21 protein-coding genes, 1 tRNA gene and 6 pseudogenes are annotated in these 23,206 nt (G+C 58.3%); 27 read left to right on the top strand and 1 reads right to left on the bottom strand.

Annotated elements, in window-relative coordinates:
* Positions 1–62: 62 nt before the first annotated feature.
* From JCM13995_RS17595 to JCM13995_RS05595, 13 genes and pseudogenes are all read left to right on the top strand, one after another.
* Positions 63–254: a cation-transporting P-type ATPase gene (locus JCM13995_RS17595; RefSeq protein WP_082397734.1), complete on the top strand. Its 192-nt coding sequence runs from the start codon at positions 63–65 to the stop codon at positions 252–254.
* Complete coding sequence (locus tag JCM13995_RS17590) at positions 230–451, top strand: hypothetical protein (protein ID WP_369385630.1); 222 nt, start codon at positions 230–232, stop codon at positions 449–451. The genes JCM13995_RS17595 and JCM13995_RS17590 overlap by 25 nt, the downstream gene beginning before the upstream one ends.
* A complete protein-coding gene (locus JCM13995_RS17585) occupies positions 406–1,335 on the top strand; it encodes an HAD-IC family P-type ATPase (RefSeq protein ID WP_369385629.1) in 930 nt (309 codons plus the stop codon). Before JCM13995_RS17590 ends, JCM13995_RS17585 begins: the two co-directional genes overlap by 46 nt.
* The gene (locus tag JCM13995_RS17580) at positions 1,308–2,453 is read left to right on the top strand and encodes a cation-translocating P-type ATPase (protein ID WP_369385628.1); all 1,146 of its coding nucleotides are present in this window, start codon (positions 1,308–1,310) and stop codon (positions 2,451–2,453) included. The genes JCM13995_RS17585 and JCM13995_RS17580 overlap by 28 nt, the downstream gene beginning before the upstream one ends.
* Before the next feature lie 23 nt (positions 2,454–2,476).
* Positions 2,477–2,719 carry a cation transporting ATPase C-terminal domain-containing protein gene (locus JCM13995_RS17575; protein ID WP_369385627.1) on the top strand — a complete coding sequence of 81 codons (243 nt, stop codon included), beginning with the start codon at positions 2,477–2,479 and terminating at the stop codon, positions 2,717–2,719.
* A 24-nt stretch (positions 2,720–2,743) separates the two neighbouring features.
* On the top strand, positions 2,744–3,181 hold the full coding sequence (locus JCM13995_RS05630) for a hypothetical protein (protein ID WP_054663416.1): 438 nt from the start codon (positions 2,744–2,746) through the stop codon (positions 3,179–3,181).
* A 301-nt stretch (positions 3,182–3,482) separates the two neighbouring features.
* Positions 3,483–4,477, top strand: a pseudogene (gene trpX, locus JCM13995_RS05625) (tryptophan ABC transporter substrate-binding protein).
* Positions 4,478–4,479: 2 nt separating this feature from the next.
* Positions 4,480–5,379: an ABC transporter permease gene (locus JCM13995_RS05620; RefSeq protein WP_054663430.1), complete on the top strand. Its 900-nt coding sequence runs from the start codon at positions 4,480–4,482 to the stop codon at positions 5,377–5,379.
* Positions 5,372–6,130, top strand: coding sequence for an ABC transporter ATP-binding protein (locus JCM13995_RS05615; RefSeq protein WP_054663413.1), 759 nt, complete (start codon positions 5,372–5,374; stop codon positions 6,128–6,130). The genes JCM13995_RS05620 and JCM13995_RS05615 overlap by 8 nt, the downstream gene beginning before the upstream one ends.
* Before the next feature lie 12 nt (positions 6,131–6,142).
* Positions 6,143–6,593: pseudogene (locus tag JCM13995_RS05610) on the top strand (SprT family protein).
* A 92-nt stretch (positions 6,594–6,685) separates the two neighbouring features.
* Positions 6,686–6,771, top strand: a tRNA-Leu gene (locus JCM13995_RS05605).
* Positions 6,772–7,285: 514 nt separating this feature from the next.
* Complete coding sequence (locus JCM13995_RS05600) at positions 7,286–7,849, top strand: alcohol dehydrogenase (protein ID WP_225350736.1); 564 nt, start codon at positions 7,286–7,288, stop codon at positions 7,847–7,849.
* A 101-nt stretch (positions 7,850–7,950) separates the two neighbouring features.
* Positions 7,951–8,568, top strand: a complete 618-nt coding sequence (locus JCM13995_RS05595) for an ECF transporter S component (RefSeq protein WP_054663410.1) — start codon at positions 7,951–7,953, stop codon at positions 8,566–8,568.
* A 129-nt stretch (positions 8,569–8,697) separates the two neighbouring features.
* On the opposite strand, the gene JCM13995_RS05590 is transcribed toward JCM13995_RS05595, so the two are convergent.
* Positions 8,698–9,330, bottom strand: a complete 633-nt coding sequence (locus tag JCM13995_RS05590) for a putative periplasmic lipoprotein (RefSeq protein WP_054663407.1) — start codon at positions 9,328–9,330, stop codon at positions 8,698–8,700.
* Positions 9,331–9,445: 115 nt separating this feature from the next.
* On the opposite strand from JCM13995_RS05590, the gene JCM13995_RS05585 reads away from it, so the two are divergent.
* The 14 genes and pseudogenes from JCM13995_RS05585 to JCM13995_RS05520 form a co-directional block, all read left to right on the top strand.
* Positions 9,446–9,655, top strand: a complete 210-nt coding sequence (locus tag JCM13995_RS05585; protein WP_054663404.1) for a hypothetical protein — start codon at positions 9,446–9,448, stop codon at positions 9,653–9,655.
* On the top strand, positions 9,649–9,948 hold the full coding sequence (locus JCM13995_RS05580) for a hypothetical protein (RefSeq protein ID WP_156314342.1): 300 nt from the start codon (positions 9,649–9,651) through the stop codon (positions 9,946–9,948). The genes JCM13995_RS05585 and JCM13995_RS05580 overlap by 7 nt, the downstream gene beginning before the upstream one ends.
* Positions 9,948–10,538 carry a glycoside hydrolase family 73 protein gene (locus JCM13995_RS05575; RefSeq protein ID WP_054663398.1) on the top strand — a complete coding sequence of 197 codons (591 nt, stop codon included), beginning with the start codon at positions 9,948–9,950 and terminating at the stop codon, positions 10,536–10,538. The genes JCM13995_RS05580 and JCM13995_RS05575 overlap by 1 nt, the downstream gene beginning before the upstream one ends.
* Before the next feature lie 271 nt (positions 10,539–10,809).
* Positions 10,810–11,385, top strand: a complete 576-nt coding sequence (locus tag JCM13995_RS05570; protein ID WP_054663395.1) for a xanthine phosphoribosyltransferase — start codon at positions 10,810–10,812, stop codon at positions 11,383–11,385.
* A gap of 9 nt (positions 11,386–11,394) precedes the next feature.
* Positions 11,395–12,747: a nucleobase:cation symporter-2 family protein gene (locus JCM13995_RS05565; protein ID WP_054663392.1), complete on the top strand. Its 1,353-nt coding sequence runs from the start codon at positions 11,395–11,397 to the stop codon at positions 12,745–12,747.
* A 21-nt stretch (positions 12,748–12,768) separates the two neighbouring features.
* Positions 12,769–13,863: an ATP-grasp domain-containing protein gene (locus JCM13995_RS05560; RefSeq protein ID WP_054663389.1), complete on the top strand. Its 1,095-nt coding sequence runs from the start codon at positions 12,769–12,771 to the stop codon at positions 13,861–13,863.
* 1 nt (position 13,864) lies between these two features.
* Positions 13,865–15,165 (top strand): annotated as a pseudogene (gene purB, locus JCM13995_RS05555) (adenylosuccinate lyase).
* 118 nt (positions 15,166–15,283) lie between these two features.
* Positions 15,284–16,417, top strand: coding sequence for a 3'-5' exonuclease (locus JCM13995_RS05550; protein ID WP_054663386.1), 1,134 nt, complete (start codon positions 15,284–15,286; stop codon positions 16,415–16,417).
* Positions 16,390–16,599: a hypothetical protein gene (locus JCM13995_RS05545; protein ID WP_054663383.1), complete on the top strand. Its 210-nt coding sequence runs from the start codon at positions 16,390–16,392 to the stop codon at positions 16,597–16,599. The genes JCM13995_RS05550 and JCM13995_RS05545 overlap by 28 nt, the downstream gene beginning before the upstream one ends.
* Positions 16,600–16,780: 181 nt before the next feature.
* Positions 16,781–19,038 (top strand): annotated as a pseudogene (gene pcrA / locus JCM13995_RS05540) (DNA helicase PcrA).
* A 15-nt stretch (positions 19,039–19,053) separates the two neighbouring features.
* Positions 19,054–21,068, top strand: a pseudogene (ligA, locus tag JCM13995_RS05535) (NAD-dependent DNA ligase LigA).
* A 15-nt stretch (positions 21,069–21,083) separates the two neighbouring features.
* Positions 21,084–22,233, top strand: a pseudogene (locus JCM13995_RS05530) (CamS family sex pheromone protein).
* Positions 22,234–22,360: 127 nt separating this feature from the next.
* Complete coding sequence (gene gatC, locus JCM13995_RS05525) at positions 22,361–22,657, top strand: Asp-tRNA(Asn)/Glu-tRNA(Gln) amidotransferase subunit GatC (protein ID WP_054663381.1); 297 nt, start codon at positions 22,361–22,363, stop codon at positions 22,655–22,657.
* 3 nt (positions 22,658–22,660) lie between these two features.
* Positions 22,661–23,206: amidase (locus JCM13995_RS05520; RefSeq protein WP_263849577.1), on the top strand; the 546-nt coding region annotated here is incomplete at its 3' end.

Below are 23,206 nucleotides of genomic sequence, written 5' to 3'. Positions count from 1 at the left end.
TCTATTTTTTTTACTTAACATGGTAAGCTTAAATTAGTTGGTCGCTAAAGGAGGAAAATTAATTGGCAGAGCAAAAGGCGTTCTACGCCATCACGAACGATGAAGCACTAAAGCGGCTCCAGACAAATGAGGAGGCAGGTCTCAGCGCACAAGAGGCGCAGACCCGCCTGGCGCAAAACGGCCGAATGCTCTGGCCCAAGGCGAGAAGAAAACGCTGTTGCAGCGCTTTTTGGATCAATTCAAAGATTTCATGATCATTGTGCTGCTGGTTGCAGCCCTGATTTCTGGCTTCATTGTCCACGAATGGGCCGATGCCCTGATCATCTTGGCCGTGGTCATTTTGAACGCCGCGTTCGGGGTGTTCCAGGAAAGCAAGGCCGAAGAAGCCATCGAGCGCTGCAGAAAATGTCGACGCCGAACGCGCACGTGCGCCGCGGCGGTCAGGTCGTGACGATCCCCAGCTCGGAGCTGGTGGTCGGCGACATTGTCCTCCTGGAGGCCGGCGACGTGGTGCCGGCAGATTTGCGCTTGCTGGAGTCTGCCAACCTCAAGAGCGAGGAGTCGGCTTTGACCGGCGAATCGGTGCCGGTAGAAAAGCAGACAGCGCCTTTGGTTGGCGATGACATCGGCATTGGGGACCGCACCAACATGGCCTTCATGAACTCCAACATCACGTACGGGCGCGGCGTTGGCGTCGTGGCCGCCACGGGGATGCAAACCGAAGTTGGCCGCATTGCCGGCATGCTGAACGCGGCGCAGGAAACGACGACGCCGCTGTCCGAAAACCTGAAGGCACTGGGCAAAACCCTCACCATCATGATCCTGGTGATCGCGGCGTTTGTGTTTGCCGTGGGCGTTTGGCGCGGCGCGGAGACCCTGCCGGAAATGTTCTTGACCGCGATTTCCTTAGCCGTGGCCGCGATTCCGGAAGGGCTGCCGGCCATTGTCACGGTAATTTTGGCCCTGGGGACCCAGAAGCTGGCCAAGCGGAATTCGCTGGTTCGCAAGCTGCCTGCCGTTGAGACCCTGGGTTCCACGGAAATCATCGCCTCGGATAAAACAGGCACGCTGACCCAAAACAAGATGACCGTGGAAAAGGTTTACTACGACGGTCAGTTGCACGATGCCAAAGAAGGCGTGCAGTCGGCAAACCCACTACTGCGCATCATGAATTTTTCCAACGACACCAAGATGCAAGATGACGGGCAGTTGCTTGGCGACCCGACCGAAACGGCGCTGGTGGCATACGGGCAGACACAGAATTTTGATTTGAAGGCGGAACTGAAGGCCGAGCCGCGAGTTGCGAGGTGCCGTTCGATTCCGAACGCAAGCTGATGTCCACCATTCACCAACTCCCGGATGGCCGCTACCTGGTGGCGACCAAGGGGGCGCCAGACCAGCTGCTGAAGCGCACCACCCAGCTGGCGGTCGGCGGCGAGGTGCACGAGATGAACGCGGCGGATGAGGCGACGATTCTGCGCGAAAACACGGGCATGGCCAAGCAGGCTCTGCGAGTGCTGGGGGCCGCGTATAAGTACCTGGACACGCTGCCAGATTCGGTCAACTCCGACACGATTGAGCAGGACCTGATCTTTGCTGGCCTGGTCGGCATGATCGATCCGGAACGGCCGGAAGCCGCTAAGGCGGTAGCGGACGCGAAGGCGGCAGGCATTCGACCGCTGATAATCACCGGTGACCATCAGGATACCGCCGAGGCCATTGCTGGGCGCTTAGGCATCATCGCGCCTGGGGATGACGCGGCCGTGATCACCGGCGCTGAGCTGGACAAGCAAAGCGATGAGGAATTTGAGAAGAATGTCGACAAGTATTCGGTGTACGCGCGGGTGGCGCCGGAACACAAGGTGCGGATCGTGAACGCCTGGCAGAAGCGCGGCAAGGTGGTCGCGATGACCGGGGACGGCGTGAACGACGCGCCGGCCCTTAAGGCGGCCGACATCGGCATCGGCATGGGCATCACCGGGACGGAAGTGTCCAAAGGCGCTTCCGACATGGTGCTGGCCGATGACAACTTTTCCACCATCGTGATTGCCGTCGAGGAAGGGCGCAAGGTCTTTTCCAACATTCAGAAAGCCATCCAGTACCTGCTGTCCGCCAACCTGGGTGAGGTCCTGACCCTGTTTATGATGACAATGCTGGGCTGGGACCTGCTGGCGCCGGTTCACATCCTGTGGATCAACCTAGTCACCGATACTTTCCCGGCCATCGCGCTGGGCGTTGAACCCACCGAGCCCGGGATCATGAAACAAAAGCCGCGCGGCCGCAAGTCGAACTTCTTCACCGGCGGCGTCGGTCAGGCCGTGATTTGGCAGGGCATTTTGGAAGGCCTGCTGACTTTAGGTGTGTACTTCATCGCCATTACCTGGCCGATCCACACCACGAACGCGGCGATTCACGCCGATGCGCTCACGATGGCCTACGCCACACTGGGCTGATTCAGCTGTTCCACGCTTTCAATGTGAAGTCGGTTCATCAGAGTCTTTTCACCGTTGGCTTCTTCCGCAATCGGACCTTCAACTGGGCCATTTTGCTCAGCGGCTTGCTGCTGGCGGTTACCATCCTGGTGCCGGGCTTCAACGGCTTGTTCCACGTGACCGAGCTCGACGGTTTCCAGTGGGCGACCGTGCTTGGCGCGGGGGTCGCGATGATTGTGATCGTCGAAGTCGTGAAGTTTTGCCAACGCCACCTCAAAAAGGGGTAAACTGGTTTTCAGGAGGATTTTCAAATGAATAAAAACCAGCAAAAAATGGTCCACTTCAGCAACGTCATGCAGCAGGTCATGGGCGGCACTGAGGAGGAACAGAATCTGCTCAACCCCAAGTTCACGGCGCTTCGCGAGGCCATCGACGCCGGCACTATCGCCGATTTTGACCCGCAAACTTACGGTGCCACCCAGCAGCTGTTTGAAGACGGCACCGAGAAGTACGGGGAGCTGCTGACCACCTTGGCGAATACCACACCGCCAGCCCGGTTCATCGGCACGCACAAATTGCTGGTGGCGGCCTATCGCGATTTCGTCGCCGGCTGCCAGGCGATGACAGCGAGTCTGAAAGATGGGCCGCAAAGCCTTGACGTCGAGGCGTTTAATGCCGCCGAAAAAGCCCAAGACGCGGCGACTGAGCGCATCATGACGCAGCTGAGCAAGATCACGCGGATCGCCTAGCAAAAAAAAATTCGCCAAAGCCTTGACACGGTCCGGCGAGAAACGTATTCTCAAATTAATCATTTAAGGAGGAACGCCATATGACTAACTTCACTACCCAGATTAATGTTCGCTGGCAAAGCCAACACTAGGTAGGTCGCTGACACGACCTGCCAGACGCAGGTTGTGTCTATGTTGGCGTTCAGCACGTGTGTCCGCATAGACTCTGAACTTTTGAGTTTGTGCGGATTTTTGTTTCGGCAGATCTCCGCAGCCTGCGCGGTTGGATCTGCCTTTTTGATTACTTAGGGGGAATTCAGATATGAAACGTATGATTGGATTGATCGTCGTCCTGCTCGGCTTTCTCGGCTTCGCGTTCGTCACAACCGGGAAACCGCAGGCCGAAACGAAGGCGGAGGTGCCAACTGTTGGCATCCTGCAGCTCATGAGCCACCCGGCGCTGGATGCGATCCATAAGGGCATTATTAAAGGCCTCGATGATGAGGGCTACACCGTGGGCAAGAACGTGAAAATTGATTTTCAAAACGCTCAGAATGACCAGAGCAACATGAAGACGATGTCTGAGCGCTTCGTCAACGAAAAAGCGGCTGCAATGGTCGGCATCGCAACACCTTCCGCGCAGGCTCTGGCGGATGCTTCAACGAAGATTCCCATCGTGCTGGGGGCGATCACGGATCCCAAAGGGGCTGGCCTGGTCAAGAACAACGCTCGGCCGGGCAACAACATCACCGGGGTTTCGGATCAGGCGCCCATCAAGGCGCAGCTGAAGTTGGTGCGGCAGATCATGCCGCAAGCGAAGGTCCTTGGGGTGATCTCCACATCAAGTGATTCCTCTGCCCAGGTGCAGGCGAAGATGGTCACGAAAGAGGCGCCCAACGAAGGCTTTACGGTCAAGAACTTCACGATTGCCTCAACCAACGATCTGCATCAGGTGGCCGCGCAAATGGTGACGCAGGTCGACGCGATTTTCGTCCCGACCGATAACACGATCGCCTCTGCGATGCCGACGCTGGTCCAGGTGGCCAACACCCAGAAAATTCCGGTGTTCCCAACTGTTGACACTATGGTCAGGCAGGGCGGGGTCGCAACGTTAGGCTTGAACCAGTTTGACCTTGGGGTGGAAACCGGCAAGATGACCGCTGCGATTCTTAAGGCAAGGATCCGGCCACCACGCCGATTCACTTCGCCAAGAAGGGTGAGCTGATTGTCAACCTTAAGCAGGCCAAGGTCCTGGGCATGACGATCCCGCAGTCGGTGATCGAAGACGCACGTAAGAATGGGACGGTGATTGAATAATGATGGGCTTAGGAGTTTCCGCCATTGGGCAAGGCTTGTTGTACGGTTTAATGGGCGTCGGGCTGTTTTTGACCTTCCGCATTCTGGATTTTCCGGATATGACGGTTGAAGGCACGTTCCCGTTAGGCGCAGCGGTCACTGTGGCCGCAATCTCTCACGGGGTGACGCCGCTGCTGGCGACCCTACTGGGGATGCTGGCCGGTATGGCGGCCGGGGCGATCACCGGGTTTCTCACCACAGTCGGCAAGGTGCCGGTGCTGCTCGCCGGCATTCTGGTCATGACCGGGGCTTACTCGGTCAACCTGCGGATCATGGGGCGGTCGAATCTGTCGCTGCTGAACAAGCCGAATTTATTCGGTGCCAAGTTTCTGAAAGCACTGCCGCCATATTTCGACAGCGTGGTCGTGGGGTTGATCGTCGCCGTGGTGGTGGTCACCCTGCTGATCCTGTTTTTGAACACGCAGTTGGGCCAAGGCTTCATTGCTGCCGGGGATAATCCCACCATGGCGCGCAGCCTGGGCATCGCGCCGGCGCGCCAGGAAGTGCTGGGTCTGATTGTCGGCAACGGCCTGGTGGCGCTGTCTGGTTCGCTGATCGCGCAAAACAACGGGTACGCGGACGTCAACATGGGCATCGGGGTCATCGTCATTGCGCTAGCCTCGATCATCATCGGCGAGGTACTGTTCGGCGAGCTGACTTTGAGCCAGCGCATGGTCGCCACGGTACTGGGGAGTATCTTGTACCGGTTCGTGCTGCTGCTGGTGCTGCGCCTGGGCTTTTCGCCAAACGACTTGCAGCTGATCTCGGCGATCGTCCTGGCAATTCTAATCATGATCCCGGCCTTTGAGCATCGGTTCAAGATTCGGCGCGTACTGAAAAATGGGGTGAAGACAAATGGCTGAAGCACAATTAACATTGAGTCACGTGGGCGTCAACGTCGCGGTGGGTGAGACCTCCCGGGCGCTGCTCTCAGATATCAACTTGACCGTCGCACCGGGGGATTTCGTCACGGTGCTGGGCGCGAACGGGGCCGGCAAGTCCACGCTGTTTAACGCCATTACTGGGGATAAACCGGTGTCCGGCGGCACCATTACGCTGGCCGGCGAAAACATCACCACCGCGCGTCCGGAGCACCGCGCACGACTGATCGCGCGGGTGTTTCAGGACCCGAAGATGGGCACGGCGCCGCGCATGACTGTTGCGGAAAATTTGCTGCTGGCAAGTCGCCGCGGCCAGCACCTGACGCTGAAGTTACGGGGGCTAAAGGGCCGCATGGCCGAGTTTTTAGCCCTTGCCAAGAAAACCACCAACGGGCTCGATCAGGCACTGGACAAGCCGACCGAGGAGCTGTCGGGCGGGCAGCGTCAGGCGCTCAGCCTGTTGATGGCCACGATGAAAGAACCGGCACTCTTGCTTTTGGACGAGCACACCGCGGCGCTGGATCCGCATACCAGTGCCGAAATCATGACCTTGACGGATTCAATCGTGCGGCAGGAAAAACTGACCTGCCTGATGATCACCCATCAGCTCGAAGAGGCGCTGAAGTATGGCAATCGGCTGGTAGTGCTGCAAGATGGCCGGCTGGTCGCCGATTACGCCGGGGCTAAAAAGGCGGCACTGACGCGGGAGGATCTGCTGCAGTACTTTGCCTGACCGGGAGGAAAAATGTCGAACCAAGAACTTCAAGCGTTAGTTGAACAAGTCAGCCTGAAGGATTTTCACCGCCCGTTTGTGCATCAGGCGCGATTTAATGGGCGTTTGCGGACCACCGGCGGCCGCTTTCACCTGCCGGATGAGAACTTGGACTTTAACCTCAGGTTGTTTGATGCAGCCGATTCGCAAGTCCAGCTGGGCATCATCAAGCACGAGCTGTGCCATTACCACTTGTATCGGGCACACCGCGGTTATCGCCATCGTGATGCCGACTTTAAGCACCTGCTTGCCGCGGTCGGCGGGCTGCGGTACGGCGCCGCGCCTGGGGCCGACTAAGCCGCCCAAGTATCTTTACCAGTGCTCGGGATGCGGTCAGCTGTATCCGCGGCAGCGCCGGCTGAACCTGCGCCGATATGCGTGCGGCCGGTGCGGTCATCGCCTTGTGGCCGTCACACCTGCCTGAGCGATTGGCTAAGTATGGCAGTGAAAATCGGTTTTGCCGTTGACAATGAGCCAGCGGTCCCATATACTATTTCTTGTGCTTCTTAGCGTCATGCGGGTGTGGCGGAATTGGTAGACGCGCAAGATTAAGGATCTTGTGATCATTATCGATCATGAAAGTTCGAGTCTTTTCACCCGCATCATTGAACGCCGCACGAGTCCGGTATCGCGTATCGCGATGCCGGGCTTTTTTTGACGTTTCGGCCTTAATATGACTCAACAGTCGCGCCCCAGATCAGGTTCGCCGCCCAAGCCAACTGGGAAAGTGTCAATCCTGGTAATCGTGCATTTTTGCATGTACACTAGTCCTGTTGTTGGGGTAGTGGCGAATAACAAATGCGCGACCGCCGCTCGATGAAACTGGCCTAGACTGTAACAGACGACAATAAAAAAATAACGCTAGTACTCATTAAACAATGGCTTTTTAACATTTTTGCCGCGCTTATTTGACCTGTTGCAATGAGGTGTCAAATAGCCTGAAGGGTAATTGATCATTGATATGAAGCCGTTTTGATTGGTCATTGGCGCAAACTTTTGATCATCATCGGGCGTTACGAATTTATTTATAAACTTTTCTTTTCTCTTGACGTCCTACCCATCAGCAGTCAAAATGATTGACGGGGAAACTTTTTAATACTGCAAGGAGTGTTTGTAATGAGGAGAAAAGACTTAACCGGCCTTCAGTTTGGCCGGCTAACTGTGTTGACGTTTGCCGGCGCCGCCAAGAATGGCAATGCCATGTGGCTGTGCCAGTGTACCTGCGGCAATAAAACTGTGGTGGATGGTTATCGGCTGCGCAAGGGGACCACGACGTCCTGCGGCTGCTACCGGCGCGAAGTCATGCGCCAGGCGATCCGCAGTAATCCGAAAACTGCCGCCAAGATCGGGCAAAAGGATCAGTTTGCGGCGACGGAAGGGGTCAACCTGACTGCCACGCTCAACCTGCGCTCGTCTAACCAAAGCGGGGTGACCGGGGTCTCCTTCGATAAGCAGGCGGGCAAGTGGAACGCGCGGCTGTTCTTCAAGGGCCACTTGGTGTTGAATCGCAGCTTTGTGTCCTTTGCCGAGGCGGTTGCGGCGCGTCACCAAGCCGAGCGGACTTACCTGGTCCCGTTGCTCGAGCGGCTCGAGACCGCCGCTGCCCCTTGCCCTGTGGCCAGCGTCAGATTCGCGGCCGCAAACGAGCCAGAGCAGCCGCTAGTCTCCCGCGAGGCCTGACTCTTTTTGACAGTTTAAAACGGCGTTGAGCCGTTTTTTTTGTATGCTTTTATCTGTTTACGGGGTAAACTAGTGGCAACAAGATTTGGGAGGTGCAGTCAATGCGCTCTAATCACTCAACCAACACAATCACGCTACTCGGCATTTTCGGCGCGCTCATTATCCTGCAGGCCTATGTGCCGATGGTGGGTTACATTCGGCTGTTTCCGGCGTGGCCGGCCATTTCGACGATCCATCTGACGGTGATCCTGGCCGGGGTGTTACTCGGCGTCCCTGGCGGCGCCGCGATGGGCCTGCTGTGGGGTGGGGTGAGCTTGTTTAAGGCCTTCACCGCGCCCGGCGACCCGATGACCCTGCTGCTGTTTCAAAATCCCGTCATCGCCATTGTGCCGCGGGTCGCGGTCGGCATCGTGGCGGGTCTGGTCTTTAATGACTTGTTCAAAACCGTGCGCAGCGGCCGCGGGGCGACAATGAAACTCAGTTTGGCTGGGATTTGCGGGGCTTTGACTAACACGGGTTTGGTCATTTTCTTCACGTGGGTCTTCTTCGCCCAACGCGCCAGCAGTGTCGTCCCCGGCGCAAACGCGGGCAATTTGGCGTTCGTCCTGATGGGCACATTTGCCATCAACGCGATTGCTGAGGCGGCGATGGCGGCGGTCGTTGTCCCAGTGCTCGGTCAGGCGCTGCTGGCGGTCCAAAAACGGCGCCGAGCCAAATAATCCTGGTGCCCTAGGACACAGATTAAATTCAAAAAAAACACTTCGTCACCACGATTCGGTTTTAGAATCGCGATGCCGAGGTGCTCGCACGGGCCATTATGCCATTGCTGGTTTGTTCGTCAGGTGCAGCTATTTCATTTTCCGGACGGCAGTTTGCAGTGCGGCGACATTCTGACTGACCGTCTGCAGGTTGGCTTGGACAATTTCTGCCTGCTGACTCAGCGAGCTGGTGTACTCATTGAGCCGACCCAGCGCCTCGTTGATGGTCGCAGTGTCATCTGGCGCTTTTGCCACGGTTTCAAAAAAGGTGGTTTCCGCGGCAGTCATTTCCTTGTAATAGGTATCAAAGGTGCGGTGGTCGAGTTTGGCCAGCTTCAGGCTGCTCAGCGTGTCGCTCAGTGCCGTGGTCGGAAGATTGGCGTTTTGCTGCGAGTTCGCTTTGGTCAGCGTGGTCGTCGCCGTTTCGATGTCGGTTTGCGCGCTTTCCAGTTTCTTGTACGCCTTGCTGCGGCGAGCGATCAGATCGCTGACCGCCCCTTCGTGAGCGAAGTCCTGGCTGTGATCTTGCGCGTAGGCCTTTTGGAACGTGGAGGGGAAGGCGGCGGCATCGCCGTCGATGACGGTGAGCTGCTTGCTTTGGACGGTGACCTGGCTGTTCAGCGTCCGCGCGGCTGACTGCAATTGGGCTTTTTGGTTGAACCCAACGCCAGAGCAGCCGGCGAGAAACACCAGTCCCAGTAAGAAAATGCCAATTTTTTTCACGTGCCCACCCCCTATGTCCAATGTTAATCGATTTGCCGCTCAAATACTAGCGCGATCATACCGGCCCATGTTCGCTAGCCGTTGCAGTCTGGTAAAATAGAGTCGAGGTGATACGATGGACGATCAAACGTTATTGGAACTAGCTGCCATGACGCTGCAGACCCGCCGGGATAAAGGTGAGGCCATTTTGGCTGCCAAGCTGCACATCCCGATCGCCGCCGTGGCGTCAGGGGATGCTGCGCTGACGGCCAAGCAGCGCGATGGCCTGCGGTACCTGTTCACTGACTACGAATGGATGCTCGCCCAAAAAAAATCGTGGTGCTAAACGCGACAACGCCGAGCGAGGAAGGGGTGGCCTGGCGCTTCCAGGAGGCTAAAGCCACGATTGCGCAGGCATGGCTGCGGCAAGCCGGCGTCAAAACGGTGGTCAAGCAGGTGCAAGACGAGGCCGGCAGTGCGGCCCATCTGCAGATTCGCATGGACTACGGCAGCCACGGGCTTGTTGACCTGCTGGACTTCATTGTGCCGGCCAAGGACCTACAGAAGCTTGAAACCAAGCAACTGACTCTGCTTGAATGGACCAAAAAACAGCTGCCGGCGCCGAGTGAGTCTGACTGATGGCCAAACGCCGTAAAGGGTTGCCAAGGCCGCTGTGGCTGCTGCTGGCCGGCGCATTGATCATTGTTGCTTTGGGCGCCACGCTGAGCTTGCGGCCCAAGCCGTCAGCGCCTTCGCCGCAGGCCGATGCGCACGCCGCGTTTATTAAACGGCTTGCGCCATACGCCCAGACGCTGCAGGGGCAGTACCAAGTGCTGCCGAGTATCACGCTGGCCCAGGCCATTTTGGAGTCGGACTGGGGGACTTCCACCCTTGCGAAGGACTACCATAATCTGTTTGGCATCAAGGATGATGATCCGGCGCATTCCCAATTGCTCAAGACTCAGGAGTACCAAGACGGCAAGTGGGTGACGGTTGAGGCGCGGTTTCGGGTGTATCCCAGCGACCAGGCGTCGATGAAGGCCCATGCTGAGCTGCTGGTCAACGGCCCTCAGTGGAACCCGCATCTTTATGACGGCGTCCGGCAGGCGACGGACTACCAGGCTGCGGCGAAGGCCTTGCAACGTGCGGGGTACGCCACGGATCCGACGTACGCGGATAAGCTGATTCGCCTGATCGACACCTACGATTTGAGCAAATACGACCAGTGATTCGCGTTTTTGCTAAGTTCTTGTGCCTCTTTCAAAATATTCCCGATAATTTCGCTAAAAGACGAATTATCGGGATTTTTTTAAAGGGGCCGTTCTGACCCGAGATTATCCCGTATTCATTGTGCCGCAAGGCCGAACGGTAATTTTGTCAGCAAATTAGGCAAGCAAAAAGTCACACATTCGCCCCGGCGCAAATTGTGAAGGACCCTGAACTATGTTAGAATTTGTGCAACTAAGTGCGGCAAACCGCGAAGAAGGATGGGGAGTAGCAGTGAAATTACTAGAGGATCGGATCAGGCAGGACGGACAGGTATTGGGCGCGGATGTCCTTAAGGTAGACAGCTTTTTGAATCACCAGATCGATCCGGATTTAATGGCAGCGCTTGGCACCGAGTTTTACCAGCGGTTCAAGGACGTCCCGATTACGAAGATCCTGACCGTCGAAAGCTCCGGCATCGCGCCAGCGCTCGCGGCTGGCATGGCGTTTCACAAGCCGGTCGTGTTTGCGCGCAAGCACAAGAGCCTGACGCTGAAGGATCACCTTTACACTGCTGAGGTCTATTCCTTTACGAAGAAGACGGCCAACACGATCGCCATCGCAACCAAGTTCCTCGGCCCAGATGACCACGTGCTGATCATCGATGACTTCCTTGCCAACGGCCAGGCGGTCGAAGGCCTAATCGACATCATCGCCCAGGCCCAGGCGCACCTGGAAGGGGTCGGCGTCGTCATTGAAAAGAGCTTCCAAAAAGGCCGCGCGCTGCTGGACCAGCGTCACATTCACGTCGAGGCGCTCGCCCGCATCGCGGCATTTGAAAATGGTCAAGTGATTTTCAAAGAAGACTAGGAGGACGCGATGAAACAGTCTGAGTTATCCGCGCCCAAAGCCGCAGTACTGGGCATTCAGCACCTGTTGGCCATGTACTCGGGATCCGTCTTGGTTCCGATTTTGATTGGGTCGGCCCTGCATTTTTCCAGCGAGCAGATGACCTACCTGGTGTCGATCGACATTTTCATGTGTGGGATCGCCACGGCGCTGCAGGTATTTGGCAACAAGTTCTTCGGCATTCGGTTGCCGGTCGTCTTAGGGTGCGCGGTGCAGGCCGTGGCGCCACTCATCATGATTGGGCAGAAATTCGACATTCAGACGATGTACGGGGCCATCATTGCGGCCGGCGTTTTTGTTTTTCTGATCGCCGGGCCGTTCGCCAAGCTGCGCCGACTGTTTCCGCCGCTGGTGACTGGCAGTTTGATCACGGTAATCGGTCTGTCACTAATCCCGGTGGCGTTTCAGAACCTGGGCGGCGGCAACGTCGCAGCCAAAAGTTTTGGCTCAGGCGCGAATTTGATCGTCGGGATGTTCACGGTGCTCCTGATTTTAGCGTTCAATGTCTGGGGCAAGGGGTTTGTGCGTTCAATCGCGATCCTTATTGGCCTGATCGGGGGCTCGGTCCTCGGCGGGCTGATGGGCATGGTGTCTTTTCGGCCGGTGATTGAAGCCAGTTGGTTCCACGTGCCTACGCCGTTTTACTTCGGGGTGCCGCACTTTGAGTGGAGCTCCATTTTAACGATGATCCTGATCTCCTTGACCTCCATGGTCGAGTCGACCGGGGTGTTTTTCGCGCTGGGGGACGTGGTCGACCGCAAGATCGAAAGCGCCGATTTGAAAAAAGGCTACCGTGCTGAGGGGCTGGCCGTGATGCTGGGCGGCATTTTCAACACCTTCCCATATACCACGTTTTCCCAGAACGTGGGGCTGGTGCAGCTTTCGGGCATTAAGACGCGCAAGCCGGTGATGTTTTCCGCCATGTTCTTGGTCCTGCTGGGCCTGTTGCCCAAAATCGGGGCGCTGGCCACGATCATCCCGAACCCCGTGCTGGGCGGGGCCATGCTAGTGATGTTCGGCATGGTGGCCGTGCAGGGAATTCGAATGCTGCAGGAGGTCGATTTTCACGACGACAAGAACCTTTTGGTCGCCGCGATTTCCATCGGGCTGGGACTCGGCGTGACCGTGCAGCCCCAGATCGTTCAGGCCCTGCCGAAGACCCTGCAGCTGTTGTTCTCCTCTGGGATTCTGCTGGCGAGCGTTTCTGCCGTTGGCTTGAATCTGTTGTTTAACGCTAAAACCCCACCGGCCGAGCTGCCAGAATCTGACGGCCTGAATGAGCAGGCTGGGGCACAGGCACGAAAGGGCGACAAACATGACTGATTTTATTCAACCGGTGCTGGGATCGGCATTATCGGGGGTGGCCCGTTAGCCTACAGCATGGCAGGCGCGGCCAAGGCAATGGGGATGAACACCATCATCCTTGCCCCCAGTGAAAGCGACATTGCGCTGTCGCTGGCGGATATCCCGTTGGTTGGCAAGGCCACGGATCCGGCGGCTTTGGCGCGGCTCGCCGAAGTGGCCACGGTGGTGACGTTTGCCAACGAAAACGTCGACGGCAACGCCTTGCAGCAGCTGACGACGAAGCACCAGCTGCCCTCCGGTGTCGACATTTTGTCGGTCACGCAGGACCGCTATTTGGAAATGGTATTTCTGGATGATCTCAACGTCAATATACTGCCTTACGCTCAAGTTGTTGGCCCCAGTGACATTGCCAAGGCCATCGAGTCAGTTGGGCTGCCGGCGATCCTCAAGCCCATTCAAAAGGACATGGGGGCGGATCAGCAGCTGCGGCTGACGAGTCCCGATGATGTTGCCCACGCTCAGCAGTTGCTTCAGCAGCGGCCGTACATTCTTGAGGCGTGGCTGGATCACCCGACCGAGTACGCGGTCACCGTGGTCAAAAACGGGGACGACATCAAGGTTATGCCGGTGGTGCAAACGGTCTTCGCGCATCATCAGCTGCAGGCGGCGTTCGTACCGGCTACTGGCGGCGATGCCGTGCACCAAGAGATCACCCGCGTGGCCAAACTGATTGCCGCGCACCTGAACTACACCGGCGCGTTTGGCATTGAGCTGTTCATGACGCCTAACCAGTCGCTGTATGTCAAGCGGCTGTATCCGGCCCCACAACTCACCAACCACGTTCTGGCCAGCACCACCGGCTTCAGCCCGGTGGCGATGCACATGCGCGCACTGCTTGGCTGGCCGCTGCCTCAGTTAAAGTTGCTGCGGCCAGGCGTGATGATTCCGCTGCGGGCAGAAGATGCGGCAGCGGCAATGACCCAAGTGCGGATCAAGCCGGAGTGGCAATTTGAGTTTTACCCCAGTGGCGATGAGCTGATTGGGATGATGACGATTTACAAGCCGCTGGTCGAGGCTGACCAACTGCTGGATGCAACGGATCACTTTCACTTGAACCTGACAGAGGAGGACTAACATGATCGATCGGTACAGCCGGCCCGAAATGGCCGCCGTGTGGACAGAAAAGAATCGTTACCAGGCCTGGCTCGAGGTTGAGATTCTGGCTGCTGAAGCCTGGAGTCAGCTGGGAGAGATTCCAGCGGCCGATGTGAAGGCCTTGCGCAAAAACGCCAGCTTCACGGTTGAGCGCATTCACGAAATCGAAGCGGTCACGCGCCACGATGTGGTGGCCTTCACGCGCACTGTTTCGGAGTCGCTCGGGCCCGAGAAAAAGTGGGTGCACTTCGGCCTGACCAGCACCGACGTGGTCGACACGGCACAGGGCGCCGTGCTGAAGCAGGCGGACGTGATTTTGCGGGCCGACCTGGTCGCGTTAATGGACGTCGTCGGCCGGCGCGCCAAGGAGTTCAAGCACACGGTGATGATGGGCCGCACCCACGGGGTCCACGCCGAGCCCACCACGTTTGGGCTGGTGCTGGCCACTTGGTACTCCGAACTCAAGCGCGATCTGAAGCGCTTTGACGATGCGGCGGCCGATGTCGAGGCTGGCAAGATCTCGGGCGCGGTCGGGACGTTTGCAAACACGCCGCCAGCCGTTGAGGCTTACGTCTGCGAGCACTTGGGCATTCGCGCTCAGGAGATCTCCACACAGGTCCTGCCGCGCGACCTGCACGCGCACTACATCCAGACTTTGGGTCTAATTGCGACGTCGATCGAGCGCTTTGCGCTGGAGATCCGTCACCTGCAGCGCACCGAGGTCCATGAGGTCGAGGAGCACTTTAATCCCGGCCAAAAAGGCAGCTCGGCGATGCCACACAAGCGCAACCCAATCAGTTCCGAAAACGTCACCGGCTTGGCGCGCATCATTCGCGGCTACGCGACACCGGCGCTTGAGGACGTTCCGCTGTGGCATGAGCGCGACATTTCGCACAGCTCGGCTGAGCGGATCATGCTGCCGGATGCCACCGGGCTGCTTGATTACATCCTGCACCGCTTCACGGGGATCATCACGAATCTTGACGTCTTCCCGGAAACGATGAAGGCGAACATGCAAAAGACGCACGGTCTGATCTTCAGCCAGCGCGTGATGCTGAAGCTGATCGAAACCGGCATGAGCCGTGAAGCGGCCTATGATTTGGTCCAGCCTAAGACCGCGCAGGCCTGGGATGAGCACCGCGACTTTCGGCAGCTGCTGGAAGCCGATCCGAAGGTCACCAGCGCCTGGATCCCTCGGCGCTGGATGACGCCTTTGATTACCACTACCACCTGCGCCACGTGGATGAGATTTTTGAGCGCATTGGGCTGGGTGACGACTAGAAGCTGAGCACTTGGGCTCACACAAGGCCGCTGGCGATCGTCAGCGGTTTTTGTGTGACGTGAGCGCTTGCAAAGCCAGTTGCTTTTCGGTAGGCTGAATGCGAATGGAGTGGGACAAATGGACGTCGAGGAAGTTAAACAACTAGTACAAAAGCCACTGGCTGAAGACCTGTGGCCAAAGCAGCTGACCGCTGCCGTGCGGCTGCTGGCGGCCTTTGCTGGCGGGGACCCAGAGCAGATCACCAGCAGTTTGAATGAGGATGGCGCGTTGGTGCTGTCGCTGCAGGGCCTCTGGCCGCGCGCCATTGCGCAAGGCGTCCCGATGCCACTCGTTTCGCAAGTGATCCAGCCTCGCGGCCCCAAGCCAGGGCAGGCGGCGGACCGGCTGCTGCGGGGGATCCTGAACAGTTACGTGTTGGCGCTGCGGGATCTCACGCAACTGCCCAAGACGCTTTATCCGCGCTGGCGCGATATTCGGCAGATTCAAAACCAGCTGCTGGCGCTGCAGGCGATTTTGCACCAGTGGCGGCTGGATGAGGACGCGCCTGCGGTCCGCGCGACCCTGTACGGGCCGGTTGCCGGCGGCACGCTAAAGGCCGCGCAACAGGCGGGTGTCAAAGTCACGCAGGCCAAGCTGGCCAAGCCGTGGCTGCACGGGTTTCTGGGGACTTTGCCGATGCCTGCGATCATCGTGGGGGTGCGCAGCCAAGGCGGCCGGGCCGGTGTCGGCCAGCAGCAGGAGGTCCTCGTGCGCGCGCAAAACCTGGTTCACCGGCAGTTCCCCCGCACGCGCTCGGCGGCCTTAAGCCCCGGCGAGCGTGAGGTGCTTTACGGCAAGACGGCCGTGACCGACTTCACGGCGTTTGACTTGGAATTTTCCAGCGGCAATGCGCGGGAAGGCATGTTCATCACCGAAATTGGGGCGGTGAAGGTCAAGGCCAACCACATTGTGGACACGTTCAACGTCTTCGTTCAGGTGCCGGCCCGGCGGCATTTGAATATGTACTCCCAGCGCGTCACCGGGATCCACGAAGACACGCTGAAGCAGTACGGGTTGCCCGCCAATGAAGCAATTCGTCAGTTTGTCGACTTTATCGGCACGGACAGTCTGCTGGGCTTTTCCATGCACGGCGGCGATCTGCCAGTCCTGCGCCGCCAGTTTAACCTGTATCCGCAGCCCTACCGCCTGATCGATGTGGCGCTGCTGGCCAAGCAGTCCGGCCGATGCCGGGCAACCCCGAAGTCAGCCTGACGACCTATCGCCATTACCTGGGCCTGAGCCTGCTCGCCCATGGCGCCTTGTACGACGCCGTCACCACTTACGCGCTTTACGCTTACCTGCAAGACTCGGCGCGCGACCCCGCTGCGCTGGTCGCGGAATTCGACCAGGTGTTTAAAGCCACCAGCCTAAAGCCTGGCGTGCTGGGCGACTGATCAGGGCAACTAGGAAAGCCCGCCGGTAAAATTTTCGCGGGTCGCGCGCCTGGGGCCCATGCGTGCCTAAACCCTGTTAAAGCCCGTTGTGAAGCCGTTTTCGCGTGCTACCGCCGCTGTATTGAGGGCGGATTTTTTGGTACAATGGGAAAAGCAAAGACATAGCAGGAAGGACGATATCATGGCGAATGCACTACTGAAAGGCATGAACGACAAACAATCCGAGGCGGTGCTGGCCACCGAGGGGCCACTTTTGATCATGGCCGGCGCCGGCTCGGGCAAGACCCGCGTCTTGACCCACCGCGTCGCGTACCTGATCGAGGAAAAAGGGATTAACCCGTGGCGCATCCTGGCCATCACTTTCACCAACAAGGCAGCGCGCGAAATGAAGGAGCGCATCGCCAAAATGCTTGACCCGGAGCTTGCTAAGGACGTCTGGGTCTCGACCTTCCATGCGCTGTGCGTGCGCATTCTTCGGCGCGACATTCAGAAGCTGGGCATGAACCGGGCGTTCACCATCGCCGACCCGGCCGAGCAGAAAACGCTGGTGAAGCACATTCTGGCCGACTTGAACATCGACCCCAAGCGCTACGATCCCAAGGCGCTGCTGGCGGCCATTTCCAACGCCAAGAACGACTTGAAAACGCCTGAGCAGTATGCGAAGTCTGCCGGCACCCCGTTTGAGCAGACGACCGCGACCGTGTACGCCGAGTACCAGAAGCGCATGCGTTCCGACCAGGCGCTGGATTTTGACGACCTGATCATGCAGACCATCATCCTGTTTCAAAAGGATCCGGAGACGCTGAAGTTTTATCAGAACAAATTCCAGTACATTCACGTTGATGAGTACCAGGACACTAATGAGGCCCAGTACCAGCTGGTGCACATGTTAGCCGACGGGTACCGCAACCTGTGCGTGGTTGGGGATGCCGACCAGAGCATTTACGGCTGGCGCGGGGCCAACATGCAGAACATTTTGGACTTCAAGAAGGATTACCCCGATGCCCAGGTCGTGCTGCTCGAGCAGAACTACCGCTCGACCAAGAACATCCTGCAAGCGGCCAACGATGTGATCAAGAACAACAAGAAGCGTCAGGTCAAGACGCTGTGGACCGAGAACAAAACCGGTGACAAGATCACCTACTACCGGGCGCAAAGCGAGTTGGACGAGGCCTATTTTGTCATCAAAACGATTGAGCAGGACATCCGCGTTGGCAAGCGCAAGTATGGTGATTTTGCCGTGCTGTACCGCACCAACGCTCAGTCCCGCGCGATTGAAGAGGCCTTTGTCAAAAGCAACATTCCCTACAAGATGGTCGGCGGTCACAAGTTCTACGACCGTAAGGAAATTAGGGACGCGTTGGCTTATTTTCGGCTGGTGATCAACCCGGATGACGACATGAGCTTCAACCGGATCGTCAACGAGCCTAAGCGCGGCATCGGGGACACGTCGATGGAGAAGCTGCAGGCCTTTGCCACGCAAAACGGCTGGTCGCTGCTGGAAGCGGCGCAAAACGCCGAGCTGTCTGATGTTTCGGGCAAGGCGCGCGGCGCACTGGCCAAATTTGGCAGCACCATCAAGCAAATTCAGGCCAAAAAGGACAAGGGCACGGTCACGGACCTGATGCAGGCCATTCTGGATGATACCGGCTACCTGCCGACGCTGAAAAACGCCGGCACGGTCGAGGCGGATACGCGCATTGAGAACTTGCAGGAACTGCTTTCCGTCACCCAGCAGTTTGACGAGCGCTACGAACCGGAAGACGAAAACAGTGACATTTTTGTCGACTTCATCGCCGACTTAGCGCTGGTGTCGGACCAAGACGAGGTCGAAGAAGACGCCAGGAGGTCACGCTGATGACGCTGCACGCCGCCAAGGGCCTGGAGTTTCCAGTCGTGTTCCTGGTGGGCATGGAGGAGGGCCTGTTCCCGCTTTCGCGCTCAGCCATGGACGAGAAGGAAATGGAAGAGGAGCGGCGACTGGCGTACGTTGGCATCACGCGGGCCAAGTCGAAGCTGTACCTGAGCAACGCTTATGCCCGGATGCTGTATGGCCAGCGGCAGAACAACCCGCAAAGCCGCTTCATCGATGAGATTGAGCCGGAGCTGCTGGAAACCGTTGGGCAGCAGGCGCCAAAGTCGAGTTATCCGTTCGACCGCGAGGCCAATCGCACGGCGCGGGCCGTGACGCCAACCTACTCGCGGCACCCGCAAGGCACGCGGGCCAAGGTGGTGGACAATGCCGGGGCGCCGACCAGCACGGCCGGCAAGGTGACCTGGACCGTCGGCGACAAGGCTGAGCACCGCAAGTGGGGCATCGGCACCATCGTCAAAGTGTCTGGCAAAGGCGACGACCAGGAGCTGGACATCGCCTTTCCGGACATGGGGGTCAAGCGACTGCTGGCGGCTTTCGCCCCGATCACCAAGCACGTCGATTAGACAGGAGGCAGCGAGATGGCAGAGCAGGACATTGCAGCAATGACGCACAGCGACGCGGCCACGGCGGTTCAGCCGCTGGTCGATCAGCTCAACCAGTGGCGCCGCGAGTACTATGACCAGGACGCCCCGACTGTCGATGATCACCAGTACGACATGGCCTACCAGAAGCTGCTGGCCTTGGAGGCCAAGTTTCCCGATTTAGTGCTGCCGGATTCGCCGAGCCAGGCGGTTGGCGGCAGTGTGGACACCGACTTTGCAAGGTGCCCCACCCGATCCCGATGCTGTCCATGGGGGATGTCTTTTCCCTTGAGGAGCTGCAGGAGTGGGCGGAGCGGCTCGAAGGCGGCGTCGAGGAAAAGGTCGACTACAACGTCGAACTCAAAATCGACGGGCTATCGCTTTCCTTGGTTTACGAAAACGGCAAGCTGGTGCAGGGCTCGACGCGCGGCGATGGGAATGTCGGCGAGGACGTCACGGCCAACGTGATGACCATCAAGGACATCCCGCACCAGCTGAAACAGCCGTTGAACATCGAGGTGCGCGGGGAGTGCTACATGCCCAAAAAGGCGTTTGCTAAACTCAACGCGGCCCGCGAGGCCCAGGGGCTGACCACGTTTGCCAACCCGCGTAACGCCGCGGCAGGGAGCTTGCGGCAGCTCGACCCCAAGGTCACCAAGGCGCGTGAGCTGGCGACGTTTATCTACACGCTGATCGATCCTGAACGCTTCAACGTCACGACGCAACACGACGCGATCGCGTTCATGCAGGACCTGGGCTTTGTCACCAATCCGAGCTCGATCACGACAGGCGATTTAAAGCAGATGGACACTTACATCGCGGACCAAACCGCGGACCGCGACGGCTTGGCTTACGGCATTGACGGCATTGTGGTCAAGGTCAACAGCCTGGCTTTGCAGCAGGAGCTGGGCAATACGGTCAAGGTACCGCGCTGGGAGATCGCGTACAAGTTTCCGCCGGAGCAGGCGGAAACCGTGGTCCGAGACATTGACTGGACCATTGGCCGCACAGGGGTCGTGACCCCGACCGCTGTGATGGATCCGGTGCCGCTGGCCGGCACCACAGTTGCTCGCGCCACTTTGCACAACGCGGACTTGATCGCTGAAAAGGACATTCGTATCGGCGACACCGTGCTTTTGCATAAGGCCGGCGACATCATTCCCGAGGTTTCAGCCGTGGTGCTGAGCAAGCGGCCAGAAGGTGCGGTGCCGGCCGTGATCCCGACCGCGTGTCCCTCCTGCGGCCAGCCTTTGGTCCACATCGATGGTGAGGTCGCGCTGCGGTGCATCAACCCGATGTGTCCGGCGCAGGTCCAAGAGCAGCTGACGCACTTTGCCAGCCGGCTGGCGATGAACATCGACGGCCTCGGTCCCAAAATCATCGCGCAACTGCAGGCCAAGGGGCTGGTCAAGGACGTTGCCGACCTGTACCATTTGACCGCGGATGACCTGAGCACGCTGGATAAATTTAAGGAAAAGTCCATTAATAATTTGTTAAAGGCCATCGACAATAGTCGGCAGAACTCCGTGGAACGCCTACTATTTGGCTTAGGCATTCGCCACGTCGGCGCGAAGGCGGCCCGCTTGCTCGCCGAACACTTTGGCGATATCGAGACGCTGATGGGCGCGGATGAGGCAACCATCGCCGACGTGGCCAACATCGGGCCAACCATCGCGGCAAGTGTGGTGCAGTACTTTCAGCGTGACACCGCGCAGGCGTTGATTGAGGACTTTCGCGAAGCAGGCGTCAACCTGACCTACAAGGGCGGCGCACCGGTGGCAACGGATTCCTTCTTCTCCGGCAAGACCGTCGTGATTACAGGCTCCTTTGCCGCGTTCACGCGGCCGGAACTGACGGCGAAACTGCAGGCGCTGGGGGCGAAGGTCACAGGGTCGGTTTCCAAGCGGACGGATTTGGTGGTCGCCGGGGAGAAGGCCGGGTCGAAATTGACCAAGGCCCAGACCCTGAACGTGCCGGTGATGGATGAAAAAGAATTACAGACGAAACTATAAGTGAGGCATTGGTTGATGAAGAAAATTCTGACTGCGGCATTGGTCGCAACGGCAGTGCTGCTTGCGGCCTGCGGCAACCTGAACTTTAATTCGGGCACCAGCGGGACCACCGGCTCAAGCAGCACGAGCAAGTACACGACCACCGGCACCTCGGACTCCGGGACCTACGAAGGGGTCATCAAGGACGGCCGCTATCAGACCTCGAGCGCCCGCGGGCTGCAGCTGACGCAGAATCAGCAGGACGGCAATGCGTTCAACATCAAGAGCATGGAGGCCGGCCTGCAGGAAATTTCCAAGAAGCAGTTTGCCACCTCTAAGTATGTGTTCGAAGAAGGGCAACTGCTCTCGACGGCGACCACGAAGAAGTGGTTGGCGCACCGCTCTAGCTCGGATCAGGATGGCCTGAACCCGAAGAGTAACAGCAGCACTGACCCCAACAAGCGCGTGCCGACGTACCTGCAAACCATTTTGGAGCAGGACTACATGACCCAAAGCGGCTCGTCAATGAGTCTGGGCGGGGTCTCGATCGCGCTGGGGATGAACGAGTACGATTACTACGAAAAGCAGCAGTATGGCGCCACTTACACCACGCACATCACCGACGCGCCATGACGCAGCAAGGCCGGCGCATGGCCAAAGAGGTCGTGGCGCGGGTCCGCAAGATGAAAGGCGTCAGCAAGATACCCCGATCGTGATCGCACTGTACAAGCTGGCGGCGCGCGACTCGCTGGTCGGCGGGACCTACTTTGATTACGTGGTCTCCACGTCCGGCGACTCGCTTCAGAGCTGGAAGCCGGTCAATCAGCAGAATGAAGTGCTGCCGACAGTCGACAACAAGAAGCCGATCAACCAGACTGTGTCGGATGATTTTAATAATTTCCAGAGCAACGTTGAGAACTTCTTCCCGACGCTGGCCGGGGTCACGGCGCAGGCGCACTACGAGGATAACCAGCTGGCCGGCCTGAATGTCACCATCAACACGCAGTTCTACGGGCTGACCGAGATTCAAAGCTTCACGCAGTACGTCAGCTCAATGGCGTCCAAGTATCTGCCAAGCGGTGTCAAGATTCAAATCACGGTGCAGGCGACTTCGGGTCCGCAGGCCTTCCTGGCACGCGACAGCGGACAGAAGGACTTCACGACCCACGTGTTCGATAGTTACTAAGCGGCGGCAGTCCAGGGCAACCTGGGCTGTTTTTGTGAAAAAATGCGGCCTGCGCGCGGGCCTGCAGTGTTCGTATGGTAAACTAAAGTGATTAAATCCCCAAGCAAAAGCGAAGAAGGTAGAGAACATGATTTCAAAAGACAGTGTGGCGCATGTTGCCGGATTGGCGAAATTGGCCTTTTCGGAAGACGAGCTGCAGCAGTACACGGCCCAACTCGATGAGATCTTGAACATGGTCGCACAACTTGAGACCGTCGATACCACGGACGTGCCTGTGACCACCCAGAGTATTCACCTTGAAAATGTGATGCGCGAGGACGTGGCGCAGAACGACACCGACGTGAAGGCGCTGCTTTCGAACGTGCCGACCAAGAAGGGCACGCTGATTCAAGTGCCGTCGATCATCGATAAGGAGGACGATTAAGCCGTGAGTTACTTCAATCTGGATATTACCAAGCTTCACGAGCAGCTCCAGGCGGGCAAACTCACCGCGGCTGACCTCACCGAGCAGACCTTTGCCGAGATCAAGCGGATCGACCCTGAAATCGACGCGTTTTTGACCCTGAATGAGGACGGTGCCAAACAGGCTGCCGCGGCTCAGGACGTCGCGGGCATCGCGGCGGACAAGCCCTTTGCCGGTGTGCCGGTGGGCATCAAGGACAACATCGTCACCAAGGGCTTGAAGACTACCGCGGCCTCGAAGATCCTGGGTAATTTTGTGCCGATTTACGATGCGACCGTGGTCGAAAAGCTCCAGGCGGCTGGCGCCATCATTGCTGGCAAGCTGAATCTGGACGAGTTTGCGATGGGTTCGTCGACCGAAAACTCGGCTTTCAAGACCACCAAAAACGCCTGGGATCACACCAAGGTGCCAGGCGGTTCGTCAGGCGGCTCTGCGGCGGCGGTTGCCTCAGGCCAGCTCCCGATGGCGCTGGGCACCGATACCGGCGGCTCGATCCGCCAGCCCGCAGCG

The organism is Lacticaseibacillus camelliae DSM 22697 = JCM 13995, from assembly GCF_001311195.1.
GTDB classification, from domain to species: Bacteria; Bacillota; Bacilli; order Lactobacillales; family Lactobacillaceae; genus Lacticaseibacillus; species Lacticaseibacillus camelliae.
This window is presented reverse-complemented; position numbering and strand designations above follow the sequence as displayed.